At 66.2% G+C, this 13,357-nt stretch carries 10 protein-coding genes; 4 read left to right on the top strand and 6 right to left on the bottom strand.

Annotation, left to right across the window (positions count from 1 at the left end):
- Positions 1-2: 2 nt before the first annotated feature.
- Positions 3-995 (top strand): aldo/keto reductase, encoded by a 993-nt coding sequence (locus AC628_RS25025; protein WP_074129461.1) that lies wholly within the window; start codon positions 3-5, stop codon positions 993-995.
- A 183-nt stretch (positions 996-1,178) separates the two neighbouring features.
- Here the strand turns inward: AC628_RS25025 and AC628_RS25020 are convergent, their stop codons facing one another.
- Positions 1,179-2,210, bottom strand: coding sequence for a peptidoglycan -binding protein (locus AC628_RS25020; RefSeq protein WP_050419540.1), 1,032 nt, complete (start codon positions 2,208-2,210; stop codon positions 1,179-1,181).
- An 87-nt stretch (positions 2,211-2,297) separates the two neighbouring features.
- Entirely contained in the window at positions 2,298-3,296 is a 999-nt protein-coding gene (locus AC628_RS25015; protein WP_074129460.1) for a flagellar motor protein MotA, read from the bottom strand.
- A 540-nt stretch (positions 3,297-3,836) separates the two neighbouring features.
- Between AC628_RS25015 and AC628_RS25010 the strand changes: the two genes are divergently transcribed.
- From AC628_RS25010 to AC628_RS25000, 3 genes are all read left to right on the top strand, one after another.
- Positions 3,837-5,039 (top strand): efflux RND transporter periplasmic adaptor subunit, encoded by a 1,203-nt coding sequence (locus AC628_RS25010; protein WP_143201784.1) that lies wholly within the window; start codon positions 3,837-3,839, stop codon positions 5,037-5,039.
- A 6-nt stretch (positions 5,040-5,045) separates the two neighbouring features.
- A complete protein-coding gene (locus tag AC628_RS25005; protein WP_074129459.1) occupies positions 5,046-8,198 on the top strand; it encodes a multidrug efflux RND transporter permease subunit in 3,153 nt (1,050 codons plus the stop codon).
- 116 nt (positions 8,199-8,314) lie between these two features.
- On the top strand, positions 8,315-9,454 hold the full coding sequence (locus AC628_RS25000; protein WP_074129458.1) for an AAA family ATPase: 1,140 nt from the start codon (positions 8,315-8,317) through the stop codon (positions 9,452-9,454).
- A gap of 14 nt (positions 9,455-9,468) precedes the next feature.
- Here AC628_RS25000 and AC628_RS24995 read toward each other — a convergent pair whose 3' ends face one another.
- The 4 genes from AC628_RS24995 to AC628_RS24980 form a co-directional block, all read right to left on the bottom strand.
- On the bottom strand, positions 9,469-10,263 hold the full coding sequence (locus AC628_RS24995) for an inositol monophosphatase family protein (RefSeq protein WP_074129457.1): 795 nt from the start codon (positions 10,261-10,263) through the stop codon (positions 9,469-9,471).
- A 233-nt stretch (positions 10,264-10,496) separates the two neighbouring features.
- The gene (locus AC628_RS24990) at positions 10,497-11,570 is read right to left on the bottom strand and encodes a tetratricopeptide repeat protein (RefSeq protein WP_074129456.1); all 1,074 of its coding nucleotides are present in this window, start codon (positions 11,568-11,570) and stop codon (positions 10,497-10,499) included.
- A 7-nt stretch (positions 11,571-11,577) separates the two neighbouring features.
- The gene (locus AC628_RS24985; RefSeq protein WP_074129455.1) at positions 11,578-12,267 is read right to left on the bottom strand and encodes a thiamine phosphate synthase; all 690 of its coding nucleotides are present in this window, start codon (positions 12,265-12,267) and stop codon (positions 11,578-11,580) included.
- Complete coding sequence (locus tag AC628_RS24980; protein ID WP_074129454.1) at positions 12,268-13,293, bottom strand: class I fructose-bisphosphate aldolase; 1,026 nt, start codon at positions 13,291-13,293, stop codon at positions 12,268-12,270.
- Positions 13,294-13,357 lie beyond the last annotated feature (64 nt).

Raw genomic sequence — 13,357 nt, 5'->3', positions numbered from 1 at the left:
TCATGCAGAAACGCAAACTCGGTCACAGCAATCTCGAAGTCTCGGCGATCGGCCTCGGCTGTATGGGCTTGAGCTTCGCCTACGGTCCGGCGGTGGAGAAGACCGCGGGCATTGCCATGCTCCGCGCCGCCGTCGAGCGCGGCGTTACTTTCTTCGACACCGCCGAGGTTTACGGCCCCTTCGTCAACGAGGAACTGGTCGGCGAGGCGCTGGCGCCGGTCCGGAGCGAGGTCGTGATCGCCACCAAATTCGGCTTCGATATCGGCACCATGGCCGAGCGGCACCGCGCCTTGAACAGCCGGCCCGAGCACATCAGGGCGGTCGCGGACGCCTCGCTGAAACGGCTGAACGTCGATGTGATCGACCTGTTCTATCAGCACCGGGTCGATCCCGCGGTGCCGATCGAGGATGTCGCCGGCACCGTGAAGGACCTGATTGCCGCCGGCAAGGTCCGTCATTTCGGCCTCTCCGAGGCCGGTGTCGGAACCATCCGCCGCGCCCACGCGGTGCAGAAGGTCACGGCATTGCAGAGCGAATATTCGTTGTGGGAACGCGGGGTGGAGGCGGAGATCCTGCCGGTGCTGGAAGAGCTCGGCATCGGCTTCGTGCCGTACAGCCCGCTCGGCCGCGGCTTCCTCACCGGCGCAATCAATGCGTCCACGACGTTCACGAGCGACGACTTCCGCAACCTCGTGCCGCGCTTCACGCCGGAGGCCCGCCGCGCCAATCAGGCGCTGGTCGATCAACTCGGCCGGATCGCGGCCGGCAAGGGCGCGACGGTGGCCCAGATCGCGCTGGCCTGGCTGCTCGCGCAAAAGCCGTGGATCGTGCCGATCCCCGGTACCACGAAGCTCAACCGGCTCGAGGAAAACATCGGCGCCGCGCGCATCGAACTGAGCTCCGCCGATCTCGCTGACATCGGCAAGGCCGTCGCCGCGGTCGAGGTGCAGGGCGCGCGCTATCCGGAGCAATTGCTCGGGCTGGTCGGGCGCTGAGCGCAGCGGTCAATACGCGACGCGCGCGCCTGTGTCCCCAGCTACACCTGTCATCGCCCGGCTCGACCGGGCGATCCAGTACGCCGCGGCCTCTCGGCTCCAGCACTGACGTCTCTGGAATACTAGATCACCCGCTTTCGCGGGTGATGACACCGTATGTGGAGCGAGCGGTTGACCACCGCCTTACTTCTCCGTCAGCTTCAGCTCGATGCGGCGGTTGCGCTTGTAGGCGTCTTCGGTTTGCGCGGTGTCGAGCGGCTGGAATTCGGCGAAGCCGGCGGCGACCAGGCGCTGCGCCGGCACGCCGAGCGAGATCAGATATTGCACCACCGAGATCGCGCGCGCCGAGGACAATTCCCAGTTCGACTTGAACAGCGGACTGTTGGTGATCGGCCGCACGTCGGTGTGGCCGTCGACCCGCAACACCCAGGCGATCTCGGGTGGAATCTGCTTGTCGAGGTCGATCAGCGCGTTCGCCACGGTATCGAGCTCGGTCTTGCCTTCCGGCAGCAAGGTGGCCTGGCCGGTGTCGAAGAACACTTCGGACTGGAACACGAAGCGGTCGCCGACGATGCGGATATCGGGGCGGTTGCCGAGGATCGCACGCAGCCGGCCGAAGAATTCCGAGCGATATTTCGACAATTCCTGCACCCGCTGCGCCAGCGCGACGTTGAGCCGCTGGCCGAGATCGGCGATCCGGTTCTGCGATTCCTTGTCGCGCTTCTCGGAGGCGTCGAGCGCCTCCTCGAGCGCGGCGAGCTGGCGGCGCAGCGCGCTGATCTGCTGGTTCAGCACCTCGATCTGCGCCAGCGCGCGCGACGACACGCTCTTTTCGGACTCCAGCGCCTTGTTGAGCTCGTTGGCGCGGCCCTGCGCGTCGTTGCCGGAATTGGCGAGCCCTTCATACAGCCCCTTCATGCGGTCGCGCTCGCCCTCGGCAGAGGCGAGGCCGGCGCGGAGCTGCGACACCTGGTCGTCGAGCGTCAGCTTGGAGAGCTTCTCCAGCGACAACAGCTCGTTGAGCTGGGCGATCTTGGCGGTGAGCTGCTCCAGCGCCTTGTCCTTGCCTGTGACTTCCTGCGACAGGAAGAACTGCACGACGAGGAACACCGAAAGCAGGAACACGATCGACAGCACCAGCGTCGACAGCGCGTCGACAAAGCCGGGCCAGTAGTTGAAGCCGGATTCGCTGCGGCGCGAGCGGGCGAGGGCCATCAAACAATCTCCTCTCTCGTGTCCCGGACGCGGTGCGACGTGCAACGCCGCTCCGCAGAGGCGGGACCCAAATCCTCCAGGCCCCTCTCAGCTCTTCTCGGGCTGGCGCGCGAGGCGTTCGAGCAGCCGCTTGATCTCGCGGTTCTGCTCGCCCTGGCCGTCGGCCCATTCGCGGATCATCTGTTGCTCGGTGCGCATGTGCGCAACCAGCCCCTGGATCGCCTCGGCAAGATTGGCCATCGCCGCCGTGGTGTTGCGGCCGCTGCCGGCGGCGCCGCCTTCCTCGAAGGTGGCACGCAGCCGGTCGATCGCGCCCTGCAAATCGGCACCGCCGGCACCGACGCCGTCGCCGGAAATGCCGCGCACGGTGGTGGCGAGCCAGTCCTCGAGGTCGGTGTAGAAGCGGTTCTGGGCCTGGCTCGATTGCAGATCGAGGAAGCCGAGGATCAGCGAGCCGGCGAGGCCGAACAGCGACGACGAGAACGAGATGCCCATGCCGCCGAGCGGGGCGGCAAGGCCCTCCTTCAGCGTGTCGAACAGCGCGCCGGCGTCGCCGCCGACCTTGAGCCCGTCGATCACCTTGCCGACCGAGCCGACCGTCTCGATCAGGCCCCAGAAGGTGCCGAGCAGGCCGAGGAACACCAGAAGGCCGGTCATGTAGCGCGAGATGTCGCGGGCTTCATCGAGGCGGGTTGCGATCGAATCGAGCAGATGCCGCATGGTCTGCTGCGAGATCGACATCCGCCCCGTACGCTCGCCGCCGAGAATGGCGGCCATCGGCGCAAGCAGCGTCGGGCGGCGCTCGATCGCAAGGCCGGGATCGGCGATGCGGAAATTATTGACCCAGGCAACCTCTGGATAGAGCCGGATCACCTGCCGGAACGCCAGGATGATGCCGATCAGAAGCACCGCGCCGATCAGGGCGTTCAGCCCGGGATTGGCGAAGAAGGCGGTGACGATCTGCTTGTACAGCACGACCCCGACCAGGCCGCAGAGCACCAGGAAGACCAGCATCCGCACCAGGAAGATCCTGGGCGAGGACAGCTTGCTCAGTTCGATCTCCATCTCGGATCGGGAAGGGGGCATTGCCGGGTCATCCGTTCGCGAAGGCCGCATCTGTCAGCAATATGGCACAGCGGCTGAGTGAGGAAAGCCGAATCCAAAGGCGGATGGCAGAACCTGGGGTTGATACGGAGTGGACTGTTGCCGCTTTGCGCAGCTTTCCGGGGAGTGGGCGCATCAGCGTGTACAGACGGCGCCAATCCCACGCGCGGATCGCGAGACGCACGCGGGTTGCACCGCTTGGTGGGGTGCGCGGCGGTAGGTGATTCGCGCGCCGCGCATTACGAGTTTGCAATCTGTGGCATTCCTGCGCAGGCAAAATGGCGCGTTCCCGCGCACGCAGTCCTTAACGCATTCCCACAGCCTGCGATGGAACCCGCTCACAATGCGGTGACAAGATAAAACATGCCGCGAAATCAGGGTGATAGCGTTCTGTGACAATGAGCCGCCCGAGAAACGCATTGCGTCGCAGCAAGCAGATTTTATTTTCACCGCAGCAACGCGAGCGCTGTCGCCGTGACACCGCCGTTCGTTTGCCCAAACCTTTCAGGGGCGATCATCTCAATGTCTGGACTTCGCGCGCAATCGGCATGCATTGCTCTGATGCTGGCCGTGACGGCGCCACTGCTTGCCGGCTGCGACGAACCGAATTCGGCAACCGCCGCCGTGCAAGCACCCGAGCCGGACGTCAGCGTGGTCACCGTGAAGCCGCAGGCGCGCGCGATGGTGCGCGAGCTGCCGGGCCGCATCGCCCCGACCCGTGTTTCCGAGGTGCGCCCGCGCGTCTCGGGCATCGTCGTCAACCGCATGTTCCATCAGGGCAGCGAGGTGAAGGTCGGCGATCCCCTGTATCAGATTGATCCGCGCCCGTTCGAAGTCGAATTGCAGTCGACCGAGGCGGCGCTGGCGCGCGCCAAGGCCGTGCTCGAGCAGACCGCGCTGCAGGCCCGCCGTATCGCGACGCTCACCCAACAGCGCGCGACCTCCGAGGCCGAAAACGAGAAGGCGATCGCCAACCTGAAGCAGGCCGAAGCCGACGTGCAGGGCCGTGAGGCCGACGTCGCGCGTGCGAAGCTCAACCTGGACTATGCAACGATCCGTGCGCCGATCGACGGCACCATCGGTGCTGCGGTCATCAGCGAAGGCGCGCTCGTCGTGCAGAACGACGCCGCGAGCCTTGCGACCATCCAGCAGCTCGATCCGATCTACGCCGACTTCCAGCAGTCGGTGACCGAGATGAACCAGCTCCGCCGCGCCTTCGAGAGCGGCGACCTCGAGCGCATCGCGCCTGATGCGATGAAGGTCCGCCTCGTGCTCGACGACGGCTCGATCTATCCGGTGCCGGGCAAGCTGTTGTTCTCCGACGCCAAGGTCGATGCCTATACCGGGCAGGTCACCCTGCGCGGCGAATTCCCCAACCCGCATCGCATCCTGCTGCCGGGCATGTATGTCCGCGTGCTGATCGAGCAGGGCATCGACAGCGATGCGATCGCGGTGCCGCAGCAGGCGATCCAGCGCAATGGCGGCGGCGGCAGCGAGGTGTTCGTCGTCAAGGACGACAATCACGTCGCGGTGCAGCCGGTGCGCACCGGCTCGCTGCAGGGCGGTTCCTGGTTCGTGAGCGAAGGCCTCAAGGCCGGCGACAAGGTCGTCGTCGAGGGGTTCCAGAAATTCGCCGCCGGCGACAAGGTGCGGCCGCTGGCCTGGCGTGAGATCGACGCTGCTTCGGCAACGGATTCGCAGCAGACCGCGCACGCGGTGCGGTGATCCGACATGCCCGGCTTCTTCATCGGCAGGCCGATCTTCGCCTGGGTCGTCGCGCTGTTCATCTGTCTGATCGGCGCGATCTCGATCCCGCTGCTCGCGGTCGCGCAGTACCCGATCATCGCGCCGCCCTCGATCTCGATCTCGACGAGCTATCCCGGCGCGTCGCCGGAGAACCTGTACAACAGCGTGACGCGGCTGATCGAGGAGGAGCTCAACGGCGCCGCCAACATCCTGAACTTCGAATCCACCTCCGACTCGCTCGGCCAGGTCGAGATCATCGCCAACTTCAAGCCGGGCACTGACACCAGCCAGGCTTCGGTCGAGGTGCAGAACCGCCTCAAGCGCGTCGAGGCGCGGCTGCCGCGCGCCGTGATCCAGCAGGGCATCCTGGTCGAGGAAGCCTCGTCTGCGGTGCTGCAGATCATCACGCTGAACTCGACCGACGGCTCGCTGGATGAAGTGGGCCTCGGCGACTTCATGATCCGCAACGTGCTGGGCGAGGTGCGCCGCATCCCCGGCGTCGGCCGTGCCACGCTGTATTCGACCGAGCGCAGCTTGCGCATCTGGATCGATCCGGCCAAGCTGGTGGGCTACGGCCTGTCGGCCGATGACGTCAACCGGGCGATCACGGCGCAGAACGCCCAGGTCGCCTCCGGCAGCATCGGCGCCGAGCCGAGCACCGATACGCAGAAGATTTCCGCGCAGGTGCTGGTGAAGGGCCAGCTCTCCTCGCCCGACGAGTTCGGCGCGATCATCCTGCGCGCCAATGCCGACGGCTCGACGGTCCGCCTGCGCGACGTCGCGCGGATCGAGATCGGCGGCCTCAGCTACCAGTTCAACACCCGTCTCGACGGCAAGCCGACGGCCGGCCTGTCGGTGCTGCTGTCTCCGAAGGGCAACGCGCTGGCGACCGCGAGCGCGGTCGAGGCCAAGATGAAGGAGCTGTCGCGCTTCTTCCCGGCCAACATCTCCTACGAAATCCCCTACAACATCACGCCGGTGGTGAAGGCCTCGATCGAGAAGGTCCTGATGACCCTGGTCGAGGCGGTGGTGCTGGTCTTCATCGTGATGTTCCTGTTCCTGCAGAACATCCGCTACACCATCATCCCGACCATCGTGGTGCCGGTGGCGCTGCTCGGTACCTGCGCCACCCTGATGGCCGTAGGCTACTCCATCAACATGCTGACCATGTTCGGCATGGTGCTGGCGGTCGGCATCCTGGTCGACGACGCCATTGTCGTGGTCGAGAACGTCGAGCGCATCATGGCCGAAGAGGGCCTGCCGCCGAAGGAAGCCACCCGCAAGGCGATGTCGCAGATCACCGGCGCCATCATCGGCATCACGCTGGTGCTGATGGCGGTGTTCGTGCCGATGGCGTTCTTCCCCGGCTCGGTCGGCATCATCTACCGCCAGTTCTCGGTCACCATGGTGGCGGCGATCGCGTTCTCGGCGCTGCTCGCGCTGTCGCTGACGCCGGCGCTGTGCGCGACGCTGCTCAAGCCGGTCGAGAAGGGCCACGGCCATGCCCGCAAGGGCGTGTTCGGCTGGTTCAACCGCGTGCTCGACAACGGCCGCGCCGGCTACACGCGCACCGTGCAGGCCTCGCTGAAGCGCACCGGCCGCCTGATGCTGATCTACCTCGTGCTGTTCGCAGGCGTCGCCTACGGCTTCGTGCGGCTGCCCGGCGGCTTCCTCCCGGTCGACGACCAGGGCTTCATCACGACCGACGTGCAGACGCCGTCGGAGTCGTCCTATGCGCGCACGGAAGGTGCGGTCGAGCAGGTCGAGAAGTACCTGAAGGATCGCGCCGGCATCGAGAACGTCACGTTCCTCACCGGCTTCAGCTTCCTCGGCCAGGGCATGAACACCGCACAGGCCTTCATCACGCTGAAGGACTGGTCGGAGCGCGGCCCGAAGGATTCGGCTGCCGCCATCGTCGCCGACATCAACCGCGACCTGTCGTCGATCCGCGATGCCAGGATCTCGGCGCTGCAGCCGCCTCCGATCGACAACCTCGGTAACTCCTCGGGCTTCTCCTTCCGCTTGCAGGACCGCGGCCAGAAGGGCTATGCGGCGCTGATCGCAGCAAGCGACCGACTGATCGCGGAAGCCAATGCGAGCCCGATCCTGCAGAAGGTCTATGTCGAAGGCCTGCCGCCGGCGCCGCAGGTCAATCTGATGATCGACCGCGAGAAGGCCGGCGCGTTCGGCCTCACCTTCGAGGACATCAACAACACGATTTCGACCAATCTCGGCTCGAACTACATCAACGACTTCCCGAACCGCGGGCGCATGCAGCGCGTCATCGTGCAGGCTGACAAGACCAGCCGCATGAACGCGGACGACATCCTGAATTACAACGTCAAGAACAGCCGCGGGCAATTGGTGCCGTTCTCGGCGTTCGCCACCATCGAATGGACCAAGGGCCCGACGCAGATCGCGGGCTTCAACTACTATCCGGCGGTGCGCATCTCCGGCGAGGCGAAGCCGGGCTTCACCTCGGGCGATGCGATCGCGGAGATGGAGCGGCTCGCCGACAAGCTGCCGCGCGGCTTCGGCTATGAATGGACCGGCCAGTCGCTGCAGGAGAAGCTGTCGGGCTCGCAGGCGCCGTTCCTGCTCGCGCTGTCGGTGCTGGTGGTGTTCCTGCTGCTTGCGGCGCTCTACGAGAGCTGGACCATTCCGCTCGCGGTGCTGCTCACCATCCCGCTCGGCATTCTCGGCGCCGTGGTGGCGGCGACGCTGCGCGGACTGTCGAACGACGTCTATTTCACCGTCGGCCTGATCACCATCATCGGCCTTGCCGCCAAGGACGCGATCCTGATCATCGAGTTCGCCAAGGACCTGCGGGCGCAGGGCAAGCCGCTGGTCGAGGCGACCATCGAGGCGTGCAGCCTCAGATTCCGCCCGATCCTGATGACCGGCCTTGCCTTCGTCTGCGGCGTGCTGCCGATGGCGATCGCGACCGGCGCCGGCGGCGCCAGCCAGCAGGCGCTCGGCACGTCAGTGATGGGCGGCATGATCGCCGTCGTGATCCTCGCGCTGCTCTTGGTGCCGGTGTTCTTTGTCAGCGTGCAGCGCGTGCTCGCCGGTGACCGGGAGAAGGTCGAGAAGCCGGAAGTCTACGGCCCGCCTGCGCCGGTAACGGGCGGCCACTGATGTCCGCGACCGGTGCCGATCGGATCAGCGCCTTGCTTTCGCAAACTTGCCAATCCAGATTGCAGCTCTGGATTGAACGGGGAGCGTACAGGCAACCCGAGGACTGAGAGCAAGTGATGCGGCCGACCGACATTGCGATCTCGAATTATCGCTCGATTCGGCGGCTCTTCATGCCCATTCAACCGCTATCCGTCTTCATCGGCGAGAACGGCGTCGGCAAATCCAATCTCTACAAGTCCCTGTCGCTGTTGCGCGACGCGGCAACCGGCCGGATCACGCGCACGATCGCCGACGAAGGCGGATTGAACTCGGTCTGCTGGTCCGGGCTTCGCAAGCGGGGCGAGGATGGGCGGCTGCGGCTGGCGGCCAGATTCGAGCACGTCAATTACTCGATCGAGCTCGGGCATCCAGGCCCGGTCGAGGCGGCGTTTCCCGGCGAGCCGATGATCAAGTCCGAACGCATCGAGGCGATCCACGGCAAACGAAAAGTCCTGATGATGGAGCGGACCAATTCGCATGTCAGCGTCCGCGGCGAGAGCGGTGCCTGGAGCGAGCACAGGGATGCGGTGCTGCCGTCGGAAACCGCGCTCGCCGATTTCCTCGACGGCCAGACATGTCCCGAAGTCGGCCTGATCAGGAACGCGTTGCAGAGCTGGCGCTTCTACCACGATTTCCGTACCGACCCGGCGTCGCCGATCCGCAAGCCTTGTCTTGCGATCACGACGCCGTCGCTGAGCGCCGATGGCAGCGATCTGGCAGCCGCTTTGGCAACGCTCAGCGCGATCAGACAAGATGCGGCCGACCTCCAGGATGCGATCGAGGATGCGTTTCCGGGTGCCGAGCTCCGCGCGTGGGAAGAAAACGGCCGGTGCGAATTCGAGCTGCGACAGGCGGACATGCCGCGGCCGTTCAAGGCCCACGAACTATCTGACGGGACGCTGAAATATATCTGCCTGCTCGCCGTGTTCATGGGCTATCGGCTGCCGCCGTTCGTCGCGCTGAACGAGCCCGAGACCAGCCTGCATCCATCGCTGCTGGGCCCGTTGGCGAGGCTGATCGCCAAGGCGTCGCGCCGCGCCGATATCTGGATCGTCACCCATTCGGAACAGCTGATGGAGGCGTTGCGCAGCGAGAGTTCGGTCCCGCTGCGCCGGGTGATCAAGGCGAACGGCGCCACGGCCATCGAGGGCCTGACCGCCGGCGGTGAATTTCGTGACCGTGAACACGACGACGATGACGACAGCGACGACGACTAGATCGCGTCGGCGCGCTACTGCCCGAGCGGCTTCAGGATCTTGATCAACTCGCCGTGCACGAACTCGTTGCCGCCGACGACGTGGCCGGTCTGCAGCGGGTCATCATTGCCCTGGATGCCGGAGACGGTGCCGCCGGCTTCCCTGATCATCAGCAGGCCGGCCGCGAGGTCCCAGGGCTGCAGATTGCGTTCCCAATAGCCGTCGAGGCGGCCGGCGGCGACGAAGGCGAGGTCGAGCGAAGCGGCGCCGAAGCGGCGGAAACCCGCGACCTTGCTCTGCAGCGCGGCCATCTCCTGCAGCGCCAGCTGATGGTTGCCGCGGCCGATATGCGGCAGGCCGCAGGCGACCACGCATTCGTTGAGCTGGCGGCGGCCGGCGACGCGCAGCCGCTGGTCGTTGAGGAACGCGCCCTTGCCGCGCTCGGCGATGTAGAGCTCGTCATTGGCGGGATTGTAGATCACGCCCGCGATCACGGTGTCCTCGCGCAACAGCCCGATCGAGATCGCGAATTGCGGAATGCCGTGCAGGAAGTTGGTGGTGCCGTCCAAGGGATCGACGATCCAGGTGTGGCTCTTGTCCGAGCCCTCGCGCCTGCCGCCTTCCTCGCCGAGGAACCCGTAACCGGGTCGCGCCTTTTCGAGGTCGGTGCAGAGCATCTCCTCGGCGCGCTTGTCGGCGAGCGAGACGAAGTTCGCCGGGCCCTTCAGCGAGACCTGGAGATGTTCGATCTCGCCGAGGTCGCGCTTGAGGCTGCGGCCGGCGCGGCGCGCGGCCTTGACCATGACATTGATGAGGGCGGAGTAGAGCATGATGAGAACTTGTGACCGAGATTGTGAATGTCGATAAGGCGGCGGGCGCAAATCTCAGCCCGTCATCCTGAGGAGCGCGAAGCGCGTCTCGAAGGATCGACGGCCCGGTCCGGGGCCGTGCATCCTTCGAGGCTCGCTCCGCTCGCACCTCAGGATGACGGGCGAAAAAAGAACGGAACGCGGGCACCTAGGCTTCGGACTGGGTGCCCTCTGGAAGTGGCGCCGTCAAGGCGTCATTTGACGTTGTTTCCGATCCATTTTCGGGCGGCTGCCTCGCCCTTGGCGCGGTCTTCCGGGCTCATATCGGCGAGGATGTCGTCGAGATCGGGGTCGCCCTTGCCGGCGGTCTTGGCGACGGTGTGCCATTTCAGCGCCTCGACCTTGTCCACCGGGGCGCCGGCGCCGGTCGCCAGCACATGGGCGAGGCGGTTCTGCGCGATCGGGCTGTTCTGCCGGGCCGCCTTGCGCAGCAGCGTGATCGCCGCCGGCACGTTCCGCGGCGTGCCGGCGCCGTTGTAGAGCGCGATGGCATATTCGACCTCGGCGTCGACATTGTCGGCCACCGAGGCGGCCTGCAGCAGCCGCGCCGCCTTTTCGAGGTCCTTCGGCACGCCGGTGCCTTCCTTGTAGAAGGTCGCCAGCGCGTATTGCGCCTCGGGGCTGCCGGCGTCCGCGGCCATGCGCAACAGCTCGGCGGAGCGCTTGAGGTCCTGCGGCAGGGTCTGGCCGTCGAGATAGAGCAGCGCGAGATTGTAGGCCGCCTTGGGCTCGCCGAGCTTGGCCGACGATGCCAAAAGCTTGACCGCGGAATCCTTGTCCACCGTGCCGCCGCGGCCCGCGATCCGCATCATGGCGAGCGCGAACATCGCCTCGCGGTCGCCGGCATCCGATGCGCGCTTGTACCAGTCGTCGGCCTTGACGTAGTCGCGCTTGACGCCGAGCCCATTGGCATAGAGCTCGCCCAGCATCGTCATGGCCTTGGCATCGTTGTTGTTCTGCGCGCGCACCGTCGCGAGATCGAACGCCGTCTTGTACATGCCGCGCTGATAGGCACCGTAGACGAGGTCGACATTGGGATCGTCCGGCGTCGGGGTCGGCGAGGGCGTCGGCGTCGGGGTGGGCGTGGCCGCAGGCTTCGGCGCGGGCTTCTTCCCGACCGGCGTATGCACCTTCGGCTTTTCCTTCGGAGCCTCCTTCTTCGCGGGCGGCGGCGTCTGGGCCGGCGGCGTGATCGAGAGCTGCGCCATCGCGCCGCTCGCCAGCATCGTGCAGCCGAGCGCAACACCTATCGGACGCAGGCATTTCATTCCGGCGTCATCCCTCGGCCTTCCCCTCGACCTTGGCCTTGCCGAATGTGCCGGCATGCGCCCGCGCGATCGCCTCGCCGATCTCGACGAGGGCCGCCTTCGCGCCGCGCGGATCGGACCAGACGAAGTCTCCGACCAGCACGAAATCCGCGCCGGCCGCCGCGAACGCCTCGGCCTCCTCGCGCGAGGCCGCAAAGCCGACGCAGGGCGGCTCGAACAATTCGTCCCACCATTGCAGCCGCTCGGCGATCGCCTCCGCCGAGGGGCGCGCTCCCTTGGCGTCGGGTTCGCCGAACAGCACATAGTCGGCACCGGCTTCACCCGCGGCCATGGAATCGTGGCGCGTCGCGAGCCCGCCGACGCCGACGATGCGGTCGGGCCGCAGCGCGGGCGCTGCCTCTTCCATCGCGGCGACGCCGGTCAGATGCGCGCCATCGGCACCGGCGCGGGCCACGATGTCGGGATGGCCGTCGATCAAGAGCGCGGCGCCGGCGTTCTGGATCGCTGGCGCCAGCGCCTTGACGGTGGAGATCATGCTGCGCGGGTCGCTCTCGCGCAGCCGCACCAGAACCGCCGCGACATCGGCCGCGGCAAGCACGTCGGCAAGCACGTCGGCAAGCTGCAACGGCTCGCCGACCGGCGGGGTGGCCAGATAGAGGCGCGGCGCCGGCCGCGGCGGAACGGGCTTGGTGGCCAACTATGCCGCCTGTTTTTCGAGGCCGGCTTCCCAATTGCCGGTGCTCGCGAGCCCGTTCATCCGGGCGCGATGCGAGAAGGCGCGCTGGCCGGCGGGGACGTTGTCGGGCTTGCCGGACCACGCCTTCTGCGGCGCCGCCTGCAGCGCACGGCCGTAGGAGAAGGTCAGCCGCCAGGGCAGATGGCCGATCTTGTTCATGGCGTCGAGATGCGCGGTCGCTTCCTCATCGCTCTGCCCGCCGGAGAGGAAGGCGATGCCTGGCACCGCGGCCGGCACGCAGCTCTTGAGCAGGCGGATGGTCTTTTCGGCGACTTCCTGCACCGAGGCCTGTTTCGGGCACTTCTTGCCAGATATGGCCATGTTCGGCTTCAGGATCATGCCTTCGAGCGCGACGCGCTGCACCCGCAATTCCTGGAAGGTGCGGTTCAGTACGCGCTGCGTCACCTCATAGCAGCGGTCGATGTCGTGATCGCCGTCCATCAGCACTTCCGGCTCGACGATCGGCACGATCTGCGCGGCCTGGCACAGCGCGGCGTAGCGCGCCAGCGCATGGGCGTTGACGCGGATCGCGGTCTGGGTCGGGATTCGCGGTCCGATATCGATCACCGCCCGCCATTTCGCAAAGCGCGCACCGCGCTCGTAATATTTCTTCAGCCGCTCGGCGAGCTTGTCGAGGCCAACGGTCACGAGTTCGCCCGGGCAGTTCGGCAGCGCTTGCGTGCCTTCATCGACCTTGATGCCGGGGATCGCGCCCGCCTGCTCGATCAGCTTGACCAGCGGCGTGCCGTCCTTGGCATTCTGCCAGATCGTCTCGTCGTAGAGGATGACGCCGGAAATGTACTTGCTCATCGCCTCCTGCGAGCGGAACAGCATCTCGCGATAGTCGCGCCGATTGTCTTCGGTCGAATCGACCTTGATGGCGTCGAAACGCTTCTTGATGGTGCCGGAAGATTCGTCGGCAGCGAGGATGCCCTTGCCCGGGGTCACCATGGCAAGCGCAATTTTGTTGAGGTCGGAGAGGTTCATGGGGAGTGTCCTCCAGAGCATTGCCTTTGCAAACCAAAATAGGCGGTTCTCGGGCAAATGCCTA

The sequence above is a fragment of the Bradyrhizobium sp. NAS96.2 genome, from assembly GCF_001908235.1.
In the GTDB taxonomy this organism is placed as follows: Bacteria; Pseudomonadota; Alphaproteobacteria; order Rhizobiales; family Xanthobacteraceae; genus Bradyrhizobium.
The sequence above is the reverse complement of the archived record's forward strand: the minus strand, read 5'-3'. Positions and strand labels throughout refer to the sequence as shown.

Excerpts from the sequence above, each read along its gene's own strand:
- AC628_RS25000 (WP_074129458.1), top strand. The coding sequence starts at position 8,315 with ATGCGGCCGACCGACATTGCGATCTCGAATTATCGCTCGATTCGGCGG.
- AC628_RS24980 (WP_074129454.1), bottom strand. The coding sequence starts at position 13,293 with ATGAACCTCTCCGACCTCAACAAAATTGCGCTTGCCATGGTGACCCCG.
- AC628_RS25010 (WP_143201784.1), top strand. The coding sequence starts at position 3,837 with ATGTCTGGACTTCGCGCGCAATCGGCATGCATTGCTCTGATGCTGGCC.
- AC628_RS24995 (WP_074129457.1), bottom strand. The coding sequence starts at position 10,263 with ATGCTCTACTCCGCCCTCATCAATGTCATGGTCAAGGCCGCGCGCCGC.
- AC628_RS25020 (WP_050419540.1), bottom strand. The coding sequence starts at position 2,210 with ATGGCCCTCGCCCGCTCGCGCCGCAGCGAATCCGGCTTCAACTACTGG.
- AC628_RS25015 (WP_074129460.1), bottom strand. The coding sequence starts at position 3,296 with ATGCCCCCTTCCCGATCCGAGATGGAGATCGAACTGAGCAAGCTGTCC.
- AC628_RS24990 (WP_074129456.1), bottom strand. The coding sequence starts at position 11,570 with ATGAAATGCCTGCGTCCGATAGGTGTTGCGCTCGGCTGCACGATGCTG.
- AC628_RS25025 (WP_074129461.1), top strand. The coding sequence starts at position 3 with ATGCAGAAACGCAAACTCGGTCACAGCAATCTCGAAGTCTCGGCGATC.
- AC628_RS25005 (WP_074129459.1), top strand. The coding sequence starts at position 5,046 with ATGCCCGGCTTCTTCATCGGCAGGCCGATCTTCGCCTGGGTCGTCGCG.